Raw genomic sequence first — 15,866 nt, forward strand, 5'->3', positions numbered from 1 at the left:
TCAGGCGTTCTTTTTTCGCCGCTGTGACTGGTGCGATTGATGGGTTTCGAAGATGGCGGTAGCGACTATGATAGTGCCACCAATTAAGGTGTTGAGATTGAGCTCTTCACCTAAAATAATCAGCGCTAACATGGCGCCATAAAAGGGCTGCAAGCAAGAGACTAGCCCAACCGTTTTGGCGCTGAGTTGCCTCAGCGCAGAAGTAAATAGCGCATGTGGCGCAGCGGTAAAGACAACGCCGAGTAAAATAATTAATCCCCACACTTCTAATGAGATACTGTCCAGTTCCGTTTGGTGCCAAGGCATCAGGAACACCACAGCGACCAAAGTTTGATAGAACATGGCATGGGGGCCGCTGTACTGGGAAAAGTAGCGTTTGTGCAATAAGTTACGGGCGGTGAACAAGATGGCGGACACTATGCCGATGGTAATGCCCAGCGTAGTGTCGTTACCTAAATTGGCCTCAGGGATCAGTAATATCACCCCAATCAGCACTAATACACCGCTGATCATATCGTGTAATTTTATCTTATTACCTGTCAGCAACGGCTCGGCAATCACTGTCATCACCGGATAGGTGAAAAACGCAATCATGCCAATGGCGACCGACGATAATTGCATGGCCGCAAAATAGGTCACCCAATGCAGACTTACGATAACCCCAAGCCCGATTGCGACTAGATAATCTTGTTTGCTTGCCAGCGTTAAACGTTTGCGGCTGAATTTGACTAGCAAACCTAACACTGTGGCTGCGACGATACAGCGTAGGAAGGTGATGTCGAGGGCGCTGAGCGGGATTAATTTAGAAAACAAAGCTGTGCCGCCAAATAGCAGCACAGCCAGATGCAATTCAATTAATCCCGAAGGTTTAGCAGAACTCAAGAAAGCTTAATCCGCTTGCTTAACGTCTTTCAGGTTAGCGAAGGCTTGTCCCATACGCGTTACTGCTTCGGCTTCAACACCTTCAGCAAATGTTGCGATAGCATCTTTAGCAAACAACATCACTATAGTACTGCCTAACTTGAAGCGACCCATTTCCTCACCTTTGTCTAAGGTGATGGCATCTGGGCCTTGGGTTGGATATTCCCAAGTGAAGACTTGCTTACCTGTCGGCGGCGTGACTGTGCCTGCCCAGACGGTTTCAATACTGGCAACAATCGTTGCGCCAACTAACACCATAGCCAGTGGACCTAATTCGGTTTCAAAAATCGCCACAACGCGTTCGTTACGGGCAAACAGACCGGGTACGTGTCTCGCTGTTAACGGATTCACCGAAAACAGTTCGCCAGGTACATAGGTCATTTTTGATAACGTGCCTTTAATCGGCATGTGGATACGGTGATAGTCTTTAGGCGCCAGATAGATAGTCGCAAAATCACCGCCTTCGAAGCGTTTAGCATCTTCGGTTTGATCGCCAAGCAAAGTTAACGATGAATAGTGATGACCCTTAGCTTGGAAGATGCGACCGTTTTTGATGGGGCCTAACTGACTTACCGCACCATCGACGGGATGCACCATGATATCGGCGTCCATATCTAACGGACGAATACCGGGTTTAAGGGCGCGGGTAAAAAAAGCATTAAAGCTTTTATAAGCTTCAGGCTCACTCTGCGCCGCTTCGCTCATGTCGATTTTATATTGTTTGATAAACCACTTGATGGCGGCAGTGGTTAAGGCGCCAGCTTCGGCTGCAGCGAGTTTACCCACTAAACGAGATAACAAGTGTTTTGGCAGCATGTACTGCAGCGCTATTTTGACTTTATCCAATTTCAATTCCTTTTCTTACTGCTCAATCTTTGCTGAGACTGTTGTTATTTATCAATAAGTCGTTATTCGTCAGTGGCCGCGCGGAAATGGCGGGCATGACGTTGTTCATCTAAGCTGGCGATAATTTTATGGTAATTATTAAAGCGATCTGCGCTGATCTTACCTTGGCTCAGGGCTTCTTGAAGTGCACAGCCGGGATCGTCACCGTGTTTACAATCGCGGAATTTACATGCGCCAAGATACTCGCGAAACTCGATAAAGCACCAGCCGACACGTTGTGCAGGAAGATGCCATAGGGCAAACTCGCGCACGCCTGGGGAGTCAATCAAATCGCCGCCACTAGGCAAGTGCAACAGCTTAGCAGTGGTAGTAGTGTGTTGACCTAAACCTGAGTTATCGGAAACATCGCCGATAATAAGCTCTGCATCGGGTAGTAATGCATTGATGATCGATGATTTCCCCACACCAGATTGGCCGGCAAACACGCTGACTTTATCTTTGAGTATGCCTTTGATGGTATCGATACCATCGCCAAGCTTGCTGCTGACCTTATAAACCGGATAGCCAATGTCTTTGTAGCGCTGTAGCGCTTCGTCGATTGCCTGCGCTTCATCGGGATTGAGCAAGTCAATTTTATTCAAAATGATGATAGGCGGAATATCGGTATCTTCGGCAGCCACTAAATAACGGTCGATGATCTGGGTGGTAAAGCTGGGTAATACCGAGGAGACAATCAAAATCTGGTCGATATTCGAGGCGATGATTTTCACGCCATCGTATAAATCTGGGCGTGTAAGTGATGAGCGACGTGGATGAACGGCTTCAACAATACCTGCGATGCCGCTATTGGCTTGGCTCTCAATGGCTAAGCGTACGATCACTTTATCGCCAGTCACTAAACTTGTGACGGCACGGCGAATATTACAGCGCACAATTTGGCCGCTTTCAGTTTCTATGTCGGCATGTTGGCCAAAACGTGAAATCACAGTACCGGGCTGTTCTTGCCCCAATGAACTATCCTGTAACTCTGGCGTATTTTTATCGCCACTGTCACGATTGAGTCGCTTCTCGTGATTAGCGCGCATACGGCGTAATTGACCTTGGCTTAGGGGTTTCTTTTTACTCACTGATTCGTCTTCGTCAATTAGGTGATTTTTTGTGTCGGAAAAAAGCAGTATGATACACGCTCTTGAATAAAAAAGCCTGAATTTAGGCTAACTGACATGATAAGGCTGATTTATGACGGCAGATGTAAATAATCTCATTTGGATCGATTTGGAAATGACAGGGTTAGAGCCCGACGTCGACAGGATCATTGAAATTGCCACTTTAGTGACAGATCAAGAACTCAATATTATCGGTCAAGGTCCGGTTATCGCGATTCATCAGTCAGATGATGTGCTGGCCGCCATGGACGATTGGAATCAAAAGCATCATGGTGAGTCTGGGTTGATTGATCGCGTTCGTGCTAGCCAAGAAACCGAAGCGCAAGCCGTGGCTAAGACTATTGCCTTCTTAGAACAGTATGTTCCTAAGGGTGCTTCTCCAATGTGTGGTAACAGCATTGGTCAAGATAGACGCTTTTTAAATCGTTATATGCGCGAGCTGGAAGATTATTTCCACTACCGCAATGTGGATGTCAGTACGATTAAGGAGCTAGTGAAGCGTTGGAGTCCAGAAACGATGGACGGTTTTAAGAAGCAAAATACTCACCAAGCACTGCAGGATATCCAAGAGTCGATCGCTGAATTGCAGTATTATCGCAGCAAAGTATTTAAAATTTGACCGATCAGTAGATAAATATGCAAGAAGGGGTTGCAGCCGCATGAATTTTTCATATAATGCGGCCTCAACTTTTTGATGCGAACAGAGATGTTCGGTCATTTAGATTGAATGCGACATTAGCTCAGTTGATAAAGGTTAAAGGCGATACCTTTGTTAATGTTGAAGGTAAATGTAGCAGCGATGCAAAAAGCGACATTAGCTCAGTTGGTAGAGCGATACCTTGCCAAGGTATAGGTCATCGGTTCGAACCCGATATGTCGCTCCAAATTAAAATTTAGTGATTTRCCAAATCATTAATACAGATTATGCGACATTAGCTCAGTTGGTAGAGCGATACCTTGCCAAGGTATAGGTCATCGGTTCGAACCCGATATGTCGCTCCAAATTAAAACTTAGTGATTTACCAAATCATTAATACAGATTATGCGACATTAGCTCAGTTGGTAGAGCGATACCTTGCCAAGGTATAGGTCATCGGTTCGAACCCGATATGTCGCTCCAATTTCCTAAATATTCCACTATCACATTACTCAATTGACATTAGCTCAGTTGCGGACTTGATATGGCTATACCTTCTTTTTTGCCAAGGTATAGGTCATCGGTTCGAACCGCTCTTGAACAAAATCATGTCGCTCCAATTTCCTAAATATTCCACTATCAGATTACTCAATTGGGATTAGCTCAGTTGCGGACTTGATATGGCGATACCTTCTTTTTTGCCAAGGTATAGGTTATCGGTTCAAACCGCTCTTGATCAAAATCATGTCGCTCCAATTTCAATAAATCCCCCAAAAACTACTTTAGCTAAGATCATTTCAATCGTGTAGCTCATATTGCTATTACTTACAATGCTTAGCCGTTGACTAAGGCATAGATCATTGCTCGAATCTCTCCCTATCAAAATCATTTCGCTGTACTTCCGTTAAACTCTCTAACAATGACTTTTTCGTGTCATTCCCTCAATTGGCTCATCTATATTTGTCTTGATTCACTGCCATCTACTTCAAGCACTCTATCTCAGATTCACCATGCACAACCAAAGACTTACGAATACCCTTTGGGAAAAGTGCGTTGAGATCTCTTTTGGCTTTTCTCTTTTATACAAAACAGTGTGATAGGATTAAGATGCGTGATCTATAGCGTGTTTCTTCAAGTTTTCCTAAATTAGATAGCTGCGTGAAAGTTAAATTATGACCTTGTTCAAATATTCGTAACGCTTTTACTCACATAATGGAATTAGACAAAATTAATAGCGCCAAGTAGTTGGCCTGACAATGGAGTGCATTATATGCGTATTCAACAATTACGTGATCTACTCGAGTATGTGGCAAATTGCCGCTTAGATATGGCGCAACTCTATGGCCGACTCAACAATCAAGCTGACTCGGCTCGTGTGAAAATGATGTTGGAGTATTTTGAATCACACCAAAAAACCATGGCAGAAAAACTGCGTGATTATATGGATGAAGCACCACATCGTATTCTTGATACTTGGTATAAAGACTTCACTTTTGAAGACTTTACTAAGCGTTGCCAAGATACTATGTTGCCCGCAAACATGAATGAAGATGATGTGCTCAACTTACATTTAGACCTAGAGAATCGTCTGATTGGTTTGTTAGAAAAAACAGTTAACTCAACCACGGCGGAAGATGCGCGCAATGCGTTAGCCAATTTGATCCGAGTAGAGAAAACTCAGCAGCAACGTCTAGTCCACAGTACGATTCGGATGGACGATATCTAAACCGTCATTTCTTCTTGATTCTCAAAGCCAGCCCAGCGCTGGCTTTGGTTTTTATGTCGACTTTGTATCGGCAACTTTTACTCTACTTTGCTCCATTTGGGCGGGTTTCTGCGCCTGAACTGATTTACGTCATAATTTCTCGCTGCTTTTTTTGCTACTTTCTTGATCTATTGGCTGATTTTTATTGGCCTTGCTCAATTCTGCCAAGACTTCTATGGTGAGATTACTCATTGTGAAATGGAGTCATTGGTGTCTAAGGAGATCCTTCATGGCACAAGATCTATCGCAATTTCCCAAAGCTCTATACACCCAAACACAAGTTCGCGAAGCGGAACTGAGTGCAGTGTCTCAGGGAGTATCTAGTCTCTATGAATTGGTCGAGCGTGCTGGCGCGGCGGCTTTTGAGTGTTTAGCGAAACATAGCTCCAAAGTCTTACCTGTGTTAATTCTTGCTGGCAGCGGTAACAATGGTGCCGATGCCTTAGTGTGCGCTCGTCTAGCCCGTGCCAGTGGTATGGACATTTCTGTGATGATGACGTCAGCGGCAGGCACGCCTGAGTGTCAGCAAGCATTGACCCATTATCTTGCTGAAGGTGGAAAATTACTGCCGTTAGAGGTTGAACCTATTCTCGCAGCGAAAATCATAGTCGATGGTCTGTTAGGTACGGGTGTACGTGATGCTGTGCGCGACGATATGGCTAAATATATCCGTGCCATCAATGACAATTCGGCTTGGGTATTGAGCCTTGATTTACCCTCTGGAGTCATTGCTGATACAGGCGCCGTAGTAGGTGTTGCTGTGATGGCGGATATTACCTTATGTTTTGGTGGTGTAAAGCAAGGTGTGTTAACAGGTAAGGCGCGGCATTACAGTGGCGAGCTTGAATTTGCAGATTTAGGATTAACGCCTTTCTTTGCTGAAGCGAGCGCACAAAGAGTTGGAAGAGAGACTCTTAAGGACTATTTTGCCGCCCGAGCACGGGATAGCCATAAAGGCCAATCGGGCAAAGTCACTGTCATCGGCGGTGATATAGGCATGGCTGGGGCTGTGAGACTGGCAAGTGAGGCTTGCTTACGTGCAGGCGCGGGATTAGTCACTGTGATCAGTCGACCTGAGCATCAACTGACGGTGAATGTCTCCCGTCCTGAACTGATGTTTTGGGGTTGTGATTTAGTCGATATGGAAGTGTATCTGCGCCTTGGTTGGGCGCAGGTTATCGTGCTTGGCCCTGGTTTAGGTAAGCATGACTGGGGGTATAATTTGTTTAAAGCCGTGGGCTTGAGCGATAAGCCTTGTGTTTTAGATGCCGATGCGTTGAATCTGCTCAGTAATGAACCAAGGCGCCAAGCGAATTGGGTACTAACACCACATCCGGGCGAGGCCGCGCGTTTACTTGGTTGTACCGTGGTCGATATTGAACTGGATAGATTTGCCGCTGTTCGCGCTATACAGCAAAAGTACGGCGGCGTTGTATTGCTAAAGGGCGCAGGAACGGTCATTTTTGATGGTCAGCAAATGGTAGTTGCACCAGTCGGCAACCCTGGGCTTGCCAGTGGTGGGTGTGGCGATGTGTTATCTGGTATTATAGGCGCGCTCATGGCTCAGGGAATGGATAATATGCAGGCAACTGTGCTTGGCGTAGTCGTACATGGTTGCGCCGCTGATCTTGCGGCAATACAGGGAGAACGGGGTATGTTAGCGAGCGATTTAATGCCTTTTATTCGCCAATTAGTGAATAGTGATTTACTCTAGGCGGAATGTGAGACTCAAGCGGGGCTGGACTTTGTTATGTGCCCTGTGCCTTTTTAGGATTGAGTCGCTTCTCCATCAATAACAGCAGTGATATAAGCGGATATGACAGAGTTAACTTTTTTCTTAGACAACGAAGACGACACTATTGCGGTTGGGCAAAAATTAGCCCGCCATGTCCAAGCGCCTTTGACTCTGTATCTTACGGGTGATTTAGGAGCCGGTAAAACGACGCTGAGTCGTGGCTTAATTCAGGGATTGGGCCATAAAGGTGCCGTTAAAAGCCCGACTTACACTTTAGTTGAACCATATGAGCTAGAAGATGTCGAAGTTTATCATTTTGATTTGTATCGTTTAAACGATCCAGAAGAACTCGAGTTTATGGGGATCCGTGATTACTTTACGGATAAGAGTCTGTGCATTGTTGAATGGCCAGATAAGGGAGAGGGTTTACTGCCCGCTGCCGATGTCCATATGCATTTAAGTTATCAAAATAGTGGGCGAGAAATACGTATAGAGGCCTTGTCTGAGCTAGGTGAAAAGTTATTAAAAGCGATAAAATAAAAACTAAAATGATAAAAAATAACCCGTATTTTCAAATTATTATTCTTTCTTTATGTTCTTTTTTCTCTGTGGTGGCCCATGCTGCTAATCAGTTAGAAAGCGTACGTATTTGGGCCGCGCCTGAGTCAACTCGAATCGTGTTTGACTTGAGTGGAGTGCCTGATTACACCTATTTCTCTTTAGATGGCCCTAATCGTTTAGTGGTGGATTTAAAAAAGACTACTGCTAAAGTTGTGCTTAAAAATCTTGAAAACAACAGTAAGTTAGTTAAGGGCGTGCGGATCAGTAAGTCACCCACTAAAGGTGATTTGCGCTTAGTGATCGATCTCGTAAAGCCATTGAATGCAAGCTTGTTTTCTTTGCCTGTTACTGCACCCTATGGCAATCGTCTAGTGGTTGATTTAGAAGATAAAACGTTAACTACGGCAACGGCTATCGTGTCATCTACACCCGTCAAAACTGTCACCCAAGCGGCGCAATCATCCCGCGATATTGTCATTGCTATTGATGCGGGTCATGGTGGCGACGATCCTGGCTCCATTGGTCCTTCTGGTGTTTATGAAAAAAAGGTCGCCCTAGAAATCGCCAGACGTGTTTCCAGCAAAATCAATGACACGCCAGGCATGCGTGCTGTGATGATCCGTACTGGTGATTATTTTGTGAATTTAAATAAACGCTCTGAACTGGCGCGCAACAGTAAGGCAGATCTGCTGATTTCTATCCATGCGGATGCCTTTACCTCGCCCAATCCACGTGGCGCCTCCGTATGGGTGCTATCAATGCGTCGTGCTAATAGTGAAATTGGTCGTTGGTTAGAGCAAAAAGAGAAGCATTCTGAGTTGCTGGGCGGCGCGGGTGAGATTATCCAAAACACGGATAATGAACAGTATTTGGCTATGACGCTGCTCGATATGTCAATGAACAGTTCGATGGCAATTGGCCATTCTGTAGCGGGGGATATTTTAAAAGATTTAGGTGGCGTGACTCAATTGCATAAAAGTCGCCCTGAGTCCGCGAGTTTAGCCGTGCTGAAGTCACCGGATATTCCTTCAATCTTGGTTGAAACGGGCTTTATTTCAAACCCTAAAGAAGAGCGTTTACTGTCGAGTAGTCGCCATCAAGAGAGCATTGCCAATGCTATTTATAAGGGTGTGAGCCGTTACTATCACAACAATCCGCCAGCGGATACTTTGCTTGCCCAAAGAAGGGGAGGAAGCTCTAGCAGTGCTAAGCCGGCCAAAACCACAGCAAAAGCATCAGCAGAAAGAACCTCAACAGAAAGAACGCCTACAGCCTATGTTGGTGATGCGGTATCGACAAAGGTTAAACATAAGGTCCGTCGCGGAGAATCTTTATCTGCAATCGCGCAACGTTACAGTGTGCCTATGTCCAGCATCAAACAAGCGAATGGAATGAAGTCCGATGTGGTGCAGTTAGGGCAAACGCTAGTCATACCCCAGAGTTAAATAGGAAAGCATTATGGGCATTCAGATCCTGCCTCCGCAATTAGCCAACCAAATTGCGGCGGGGGAAGTGGTTGAGAGACCCGCTTCCGTAGTCAAAGAATTGGTCGAGAATAGCCTCGACGCAGGAGCGAGCCGAGTCGATATTGAAATCGACAAAGGCGGCAGCAAGCTGATTAAAATTCGCGATAACGGCTCTGGTATACCTAAAGATGAACTCGCGCTGGCCTTATCGCGCCATGCGACCTCAAAGCTGCACACTTTAGACGATCTTGAAGCGATCCTTAGTTTTGGTTTCCGTGGTGAAGCGCTAGCCAGTATCAGCTCAGTCTCACGTTTAACTTTAACTTCACGCACGGCTGAGCAAACCGAAGCGTGGCAAGCCCATGCTGAAGGTGCCGACATGGCAGTTAAAGTGATGCCCGCCGCGCATCCAGTAGGTTCGACGATTGAAGTGGTGGATTTATTCTTTAATACACCGGCTCGCAGACGCTTTTTAAAGAGTGACAAAACCGAATTTACCCATATAGATGAATGGTTAAAGCGCATTGCATTAGTGCGCGGCGATATTCATTTCACGTTGACGCATAACGGCAAGACAGTACGTAATTATCGTCCTGCCATGAATGAAGCCCAGTATTTACAGCGTTTGACGCAAGTGTGTGGCCGTCCATTTGCCGAGCAAGCGCTTAAGATTGAATGCCAACACGATGATTTACGCCTCAGTGGCTATTTGCAGTCACCTTGGTCACCAGTTATCAGCGATACCCATTACTTTTATGTCAATGGACGCCTTATCCGTGATCGCTTGGTCAATCATGCAGTGCGTCAAGCCTTTGCTCAAAAAGCAGAACTTGAACAACCCGGCTACGTGCTGATGTTGGATATCGATCCCCATCAAGTGGATGTTAACGTGCATCCCGCTAAGCATGAGGTGCGATTCCATCAGAGTCGCTATGTGCATGATTATATTCTGCAAGCATTGCAATCGGCGCTGGAAGAAGCAGGAGAGCTTAACTTCGTTCACTCTAGTTCTTTGGATGAGGTTGAAGATGTGTTTGTGGATGCCCCAACAAGCGCAGCTGAAATATCTGTTCCTTTTGCACTTGGCGCTGATTCAGCTCTAGTTAATGCGCAAACTGATACACTTGAGTCTGCTCAAGATTCAGTAGCCCCAGCAGTTCAAGTAAAGTCTGTAGGCGCAGGACGAGAAGGCGCCAGTTTTGGCACTCAAACCAATGCTTTTGGCAGCATGACAATGCCAAGAGACAGCAGCCGTGGCAGTTATTCTGTAGGTGAATCTCGACAACGTACTGAATTACCGTCAAAGGCGGCAATAGCAAGTTATGGTGCTTTACTGCAAACCCCTTCTTACAGTGTAAAAGATCAAGATTATCAGTCTGTGTTACCTATGCCATCGATATTAGATGGGCAATATTGGGTGATGACGTCGGAAGATAAACTCAGTTTATTATCAATAAAATCAGTAGCATTGGCGACGCGATGCCAAGAGATTGAAGCTAAGCTAGCGACTGGGTTAATTGGTCAGCCTTTATTGATGCCTGTGTCTGTCGCGGCTGATGCGGATTGGCAGGCTGTGCTCACTGAACATGACACGCTGATCCGCCAATTAGGTTTAGAACTAACAATTCGTTACCAGCAGTTGATTATTAAAAAAGTGCCCCCATATATCAGAGAGAGCCAGTTAGCCAAAGTGATCCCTGAATGGCTACAATCACTACGTTTTGAAACACCTGCGCCGAGCGCATTGGCGTTTTGGTTGGCAAAACACAGTTTAACGGGATTCGTTTCGGCACCAGAAGTCTGGGCAGCATTTTCGCAGTTAGCTGAAGAGAAAAAACAGCTTATTGCCAACAAAGCGATATTCTTACCTTGGCAATCGTGGCTAGAAGAGCAAGCAAGTGAATAAAGAATTACAGCCTAAAGTGTTATTTTTGATGGGGCCAACGGCCTCAGGTAAGACAGCTTTAGCATTAGAATTGGCCGAAAAGCATAACTGTGAAATCATTTCGGTCGATTCGGCATTAATTTATCGTGGTATGGACATTGGCAGTGCCAAGCCTTCAGCAGACGAACTGGCTCGTGGGCCGCACAGATTAATTGATATTCGTGATCCCAGTGAAAGCTATTCGGCAGCCGACTTTAGAGCCGATGCAATAGCCCAGATAGAAGAGATTGTCAGCATGGGGAAAACGCCAGTATTAGTTGGCGGAACCATGATGTATTTCAAAGCGTTACTCGAAGGTTTGTCACCTTTACCGAGTGCGGACGAGGCCATTAGGGCCGAGATCCAAGCGGAGGCGGATGAAAAGGGATGGGAAGCACTGCATGACCAATTAAGGGAGATAGATCCCGTGTCGGCAGAAAGAATTCATCCTAATGATCCACAAAGACTTTCAAGAGCGCTGGAAGTCTATAGAATAAGCGGCAAGAGCATGACTGAGTTGACTCAGACCAAGTCAGCCCCCTTGCCCTATGACGTAGTGCAGTTTGCTATTGCACCGCGCGAGCGCAAAGTGTTACATGACTTAATAGCGCAACGTTTTGCGCTTATGCTCAAACAGGGCTTTATTGAGGAAGTCACAGAGCTAAAAGCCCGTGGAGACTTGCATTTAGACTTGCCTTCAATGCGTTGTGTCGGTTATCGACAGTGCTGGCAATACCTAGATGGTGAGTTTGACTATGATACTATGGTCGAAAAAGCGGTTGCTGCTACTAGGCAATTGGCTAAGCGTCAATTAACATGGTTGCGGAGTTGGCCAGAGTTGAATTGGCTTGAAAGTGGTGCTGAGGGGAATTTAGTTATACTTATGCGTCAATGCCGCTAGCTTATTAGCCCTTGCTGTATAATACTAAAACTAAACAAAAAACTATCACTGATATCGATTTATTTTATATAAATTAAAAAAGGAAATAATAAAATGGCTAAGGGGCAATCTTTACAAGACCCATTTTTGAACGCATTGCGTCGCGAGCGCGTTCCTGTATCAATTTACTTGGTTAACGGCATTAAACTCCAAGGACAGGTAGAGTCGTTTGATCAATTTGTCATTCTGTTGAAAAATACAGTGAGCCAAATGGTTTATAAACACGCTATTTCTACTGTCGTGCCAGCACGCCCATTCAACGTTACTGGTCACCAAAATGCCCAAGGCGGATATGGTGCTCAAGATGATGCGCCTAGTGGCGAATAAGTATTATCTGAGGAGTTTGCTTCTTGTTTGATCGTTATGAGGCGGGAGAAACTGCGGTTCTTGTCCATATCGACTTTTCCGATGAGGAACGCCGAGAAGATTTAGTCGAGCTGCAGCTATTAGTAGAATCAGCTGGGGCAAGATCAGTCGGGGTGATTACTGGAAGTCGACGTTCACCGGATCGCAAATTTTTTGTGGGTTCTGGTAAAGCCGAAGAGTTAGCTGCATTAGTGGCGGCGACTGAAGCCAATGTGGTGATTTTTAATCATGCATTGAGTCCAGCCCAAGAGCGTAATCTTGAGCAAGTGTGTCAGTGTCGAGTGCTCGACCGTACGACACTTATTCTCGATATTTTTGCCCAAAGAGCGCGAACTCACGAAGGTAAGTTACAGGTGGAGCTAGCGCAATTGCGCCATATGTCGACTCGCCTGATCCGTGGTTGGACGCATCTTGAAAGGCAAAAGGGCGGTATTGGTTTACGTGGTCCAGGGGAAACCCAGCTCGAAACCGATAGACGTTTGCTCAGAGGACGGATTAAAAATATCAACAAACGCTTAGAGCGAGTTGATAAGCAACGTGAACAGAGTCGACGTGCACGTAAGCGTAGTGATTTGTCGACAGTCTCATTAGTCGGCTACACAAACGCGGGTAAATCAACGCTGTTTAATGCCCTAACATCATCTGATGTTTATGCTGCAGATCAGCTATTTGCCACACTCGATCCTACGCTAAGAAAGTTAGATTTACCTGATGGTGCCGTGATATTAGCGGATACTGTAGGGTTTATTCGTCATTTGCCCCATGATCTCGTTGCTGCATTTAAGGCAACCTTACAAGAGACAAGGCAAGCTGAGTTATTACTACACATAGTTGATTGTGCAGATGAAAACATGGCGGATAATTTTGATCAGGTTCAATCTGTACTGAAAGACATCCAAGCCGATGAAGTAATGCAACTCGTGGTCTGTAACAAAATCGATTTACTCGAAGATGTGACGCCAAGAATTGAATATAACGACATAGGCAAACCCGTTCGAGTTTGGGTTTCAGCACAGAAGCGTTTAGGATTTGATTTGCTATTGAAAGCCATCACTGAGCTTATTGGTGAGGTGATTAAAGAGCTAACACTTAGAATTCCGGCAACTGCTGGACATTATCTTGGCCAGTTTTATCGACTGGATGCGATACAGCAGAAAGAGTACGACGATCTGGGGAACTGTATTTTGTCTGTTCGTTTATCGGACGCCGATTGGCGCCGATTAACAAAACAGAGTCAGGGTGAGTTAGAAACCTTCATCTTCGAAGATTCGATAGATGAAGCTGTTTGTTAATAATCTAATTTATTTCATCCACTTATGGAGTGCTAAATGGCTTGGAACGAGCCCGGTAACAAGGGTAATGATCCTTGGGGAAATAAAGGTGGTAACGACAAAGGACCACCGGACCTTGACGAGGTTTTTCGTAATCTTTCAAAGCGCTTTGGCGGCAAAGGAAATGGCTCAGGCCAGTCTTTTAGTTCGTTTAGCCTAATCATCATTCTTGCTGTTGCTGTAGTTGTTTGGGGACTTTCGGGTTTTTATACAATTAAAGAAGCTGAGCGTGGTGTGGCACTGCGATTTGGTAAACACGCTGGCGAAATTGGCCCTGGACTTCATTGGAAAGCCACATTTATCGACCAAATTTATCCCGTCGACATTCAATCGGTTCGCTCTATTCCTGCGTCTGGTAGCATGCTGACATCCGATGAAAACGTCGTGAAAGTTGAGCTTGATGTTCAGTATCGTATTTTAGATGCTTACTCATATCTATTTAGTGCCGTCGATGCGAACGCCAGTTTGCGTGAAGCGACTGACAGTGCACTGCGTTATGTCATTGGACATAACAAGATGGATGATATTCTGACTACGGGCCGTGATGCTATTCGTCGCGATACGTGGAAAGAGTTAGAGCGCATTCTTGAACCGTACAAATTGGGTCTTGCTGTTGTTGACGTTAACTTCTTACCGGCACGTCCGCCAGAAGAAGTGAAAGACGCCTTCGATGATGCGATTTCTGCCCAAGAAGATGAACAACGTTTTATTCGTGAAGCTGAAGCTTATGCCCGTGAAATTGAACCAAAAGCTCGTGGTGAAGTTGAACGTATGGCGCAACAAGCTAATGCTTACAAAGAGCGTGAAGTCTTAGAAGCTCGCGGTAAAGTGGCTCGTTTTGAGTTGTTATTACCAGAGTATCAAGCTGCGCCTGAAGTGACTCGTAAGCGTTTGTATATTGATACAATGCAGCAAGTGATGACAGATACGAATAAAGTGCTGATTGATGCTAAGAACAACGGCAACTTAATGTACCTACCGCTAGATAAGTTAATTCAGCAGAAGCCTGCGACAAATGAGCTGGAAGCTAAGCCACAGCAAAATGTTAATTCTTCATCTGTATCAACGACTCGCGCGAATGAGCCTTTGAGTGGACGTCCATCCCGCGATGATCGTACTCGCCAAGGGAGGGAGTAATCCATGGGTAGATTAAGCGTTATTCTTATCGCCGTGCTCTTAGGTATTGGTTTGTCATCTTTAATGGTGGTGAATGAAGGCGAGCGCGCTATTGTGGCGCGTTTCGGTGAAATTTTAAAAGACGACGTTGACGGTAAGCAAGTCACCCGCGTCTACGGCCCAGGCCTGCACATGAAAGTGCCTGTGATCGATAAAGTAAAATTACTCGATGCTCGTATTCAAACACTTGATGGTGCAGCTGATCGTTTTGTAACTTCAGAGAAGAAAGACCTTATGGTCGATTCCTATGTGAAGTGGCGCATTATGGATTTCGAAAAATATTACCTGTCTACAAACGGTGGTATTAAGTCGAATGCAGAATCGCTATTACAACGTAAGATCAACAACGATTTACGCACAGAGTTTGGTCGTCGCACTATTAGAGAGATTGTTTCTGGTAAGCGTGATGAACTGCAAAATGATGCGTTATCCAATGCCTCAGAAAGTGCAAAAGACTTAGGTATTGAAGTTGTTGATGTGCGTGTAAAGCAAATCAATCTACCGGCTAACGTCAGTAACAGTATTTACCAGCGTATGCGTGCAGAGCGTCAAGCTGTGGCAAAAGAGCATAGAGCGCAAGGTAAAGAACAGTCTGAAATTATTCGTGCAACGATAGATGCCAATGTGACGGTGAAGATTGCCGAAGCTGAACGTAAAGCCTTAACCATTCGAGGTGAAGGAGATGCGTTAGCAGCGAAGATATATTCTGATGCTTACAACAAAGATGCTGAGTTCTTCGGTTTTGTTCGTAGCTTAGAGGCTTATCGAGCCAGCTTCTCAGGCAAGTCCGATATTATGGTGTTAGAGCCTGATAGCGAGTTCTTCAAGTATATGAAGAGCACTGCACCCAAGAAGTAATGCATTAAAAGTATTGATTTAATAGGTCCTGTTACTCAGGGCCTATTTTTTTATCTGGCGATTGTTAACTTAGTTTGAAAAGTCTGGGCTAATTTATATTAGCGATGCATGCTTTATGCCGATATCACAGACAAGAAGCTTAAAATATGATCCAAATGAATTAAAATGGGTTAA

The 15,866-nt window shown here is 45.3% G+C and carries 14 protein-coding genes and 3 tRNA genes; 14 read left to right on the plus strand and 3 right to left on the minus strand.

From position 1 onward, the window contains the following. The 3 genes from L5M17_RS04445 to rsgA form a co-directional block, all read right to left on the minus strand. Window positions 1-882, minus strand: coding sequence for a DMT family transporter (locus L5M17_RS04445; RefSeq protein WP_263145506.1), 882 nt, complete (start codon window positions 880-882; stop codon window positions 1-3). A 6-nt stretch (window positions 883-888) separates the two neighbouring features. Beyond that, the gene (gene asd / locus L5M17_RS04450) at window positions 889-1,767 is read right to left on the minus strand and encodes an archaetidylserine decarboxylase (protein ID WP_263145508.1); all 879 of its coding nucleotides are present in this window, start codon (window positions 1,765-1,767) and stop codon (window positions 889-891) included. A gap of 62 nt (window positions 1,768-1,829) precedes the next feature. After that, window positions 1,830-2,894, minus strand: a complete 1,065-nt coding sequence (gene rsgA, locus L5M17_RS04455; RefSeq protein WP_105250279.1) for a small ribosomal subunit biogenesis GTPase RsgA — start codon at window positions 2,892-2,894, stop codon at window positions 1,830-1,832. Between the two features lie 112 nt (window positions 2,895-3,006). On the opposite strand from rsgA, the gene orn reads away from it, so the two are divergent. From orn to hflC, 14 genes are all read left to right on the plus strand, one after another. Continuing rightward, window positions 3,007-3,552: an oligoribonuclease gene (orn, locus tag L5M17_RS04460; RefSeq protein ID WP_131523968.1), complete on the plus strand. Its 546-nt coding sequence runs from the start codon at window positions 3,007-3,009 to the stop codon at window positions 3,550-3,552. 189 nt (window positions 3,553-3,741) lie between these two features. Next, window positions 3,742-3,817: transfer RNA gene (locus tag L5M17_RS04465), tRNA-Gly, on the plus strand. Window positions 3,818-3,859: 42 nt separating this feature from the next. Beyond that, window positions 3,860-3,935, plus strand: a tRNA-Gly gene (locus tag L5M17_RS04470). Between the two features lie 42 nt (window positions 3,936-3,977). Beyond that, window positions 3,978-4,053 (plus strand) — tRNA-Gly (locus L5M17_RS04475). 787 nt (window positions 4,054-4,840) lie between these two features. Then, window positions 4,841-5,296, plus strand: a complete 456-nt coding sequence (locus L5M17_RS04480) for a hypothetical protein (protein WP_028761762.1) — start codon at window positions 4,841-4,843, stop codon at window positions 5,294-5,296. Between the two features lie 268 nt (window positions 5,297-5,564). After that, window positions 5,565-7,049 carry an NAD(P)H-hydrate dehydratase gene (locus L5M17_RS04485; RefSeq protein WP_263145510.1) on the plus strand — a complete coding sequence of 495 codons (1,485 nt, stop codon included), beginning with the start codon at window positions 5,565-5,567 and terminating at the stop codon, window positions 7,047-7,049. Window positions 7,050-7,151: 102 nt separating this feature from the next. Further along, window positions 7,152-7,610, plus strand: a complete 459-nt coding sequence (gene tsaE, locus L5M17_RS04490; RefSeq protein ID WP_263145513.1) for a tRNA (adenosine(37)-N6)-threonylcarbamoyltransferase complex ATPase subunit type 1 TsaE — start codon at window positions 7,152-7,154, stop codon at window positions 7,608-7,610. 8 nt (window positions 7,611-7,618) lie between these two features. Then, on the plus strand, window positions 7,619-9,076 hold the full coding sequence (locus L5M17_RS04495; protein ID WP_212599647.1) for an N-acetylmuramoyl-L-alanine amidase: 1,458 nt from the start codon (window positions 7,619-7,621) through the stop codon (window positions 9,074-9,076). Window positions 9,077-9,089: 13 nt separating this feature from the next. Beyond that, on the plus strand, window positions 9,090-11,003 hold the full coding sequence (gene mutL / locus L5M17_RS04500) for a DNA mismatch repair endonuclease MutL (RefSeq protein ID WP_263145514.1): 1,914 nt from the start codon (window positions 9,090-9,092) through the stop codon (window positions 11,001-11,003). Continuing rightward, window positions 10,996-11,922: a tRNA (adenosine(37)-N6)-dimethylallyltransferase MiaA gene (miaA, locus tag L5M17_RS04505; protein ID WP_263145517.1), complete on the plus strand. Its 927-nt coding sequence runs from the start codon at window positions 10,996-10,998 to the stop codon at window positions 11,920-11,922. The genes mutL and miaA overlap by 8 nt, the downstream gene beginning before the upstream one ends. A 93-nt stretch (window positions 11,923-12,015) precedes the next feature. After that, window positions 12,016-12,288, plus strand: coding sequence for an RNA chaperone Hfq (hfq, locus tag L5M17_RS04510; protein ID WP_006084207.1), 273 nt, complete (start codon window positions 12,016-12,018; stop codon window positions 12,286-12,288). Between the two features lie 23 nt (window positions 12,289-12,311). After that, a complete protein-coding gene (gene hflX, locus L5M17_RS04515; protein ID WP_028761769.1) occupies window positions 12,312-13,619 on the plus strand; it encodes a ribosome rescue GTPase HflX in 1,308 nt (435 codons plus the stop codon). Between the two features lie 36 nt (window positions 13,620-13,655). Then, on the plus strand, window positions 13,656-14,795 hold the full coding sequence (gene hflK, locus L5M17_RS04520) for an FtsH protease activity modulator HflK (RefSeq protein ID WP_263145520.1): 1,140 nt from the start codon (window positions 13,656-13,658) through the stop codon (window positions 14,793-14,795). A gap of 3 nt (window positions 14,796-14,798) precedes the next feature. Next, window positions 14,799-15,692, plus strand: a complete 894-nt coding sequence (hflC, locus tag L5M17_RS04525) for a protease modulator HflC (protein ID WP_113939145.1) — start codon at window positions 14,799-14,801, stop codon at window positions 15,690-15,692. The last annotated feature ends 174 nt before the right edge of the window (window positions 15,693-15,866 follow it).

Origin of the sequence: Shewanella sp. SW24 (assembly GCF_025653395.1) — a bacterium.
Lineage (GTDB): Bacteria > Pseudomonadota > Gammaproteobacteria > Enterobacterales > Shewanellaceae > Shewanella > Shewanella oncorhynchi.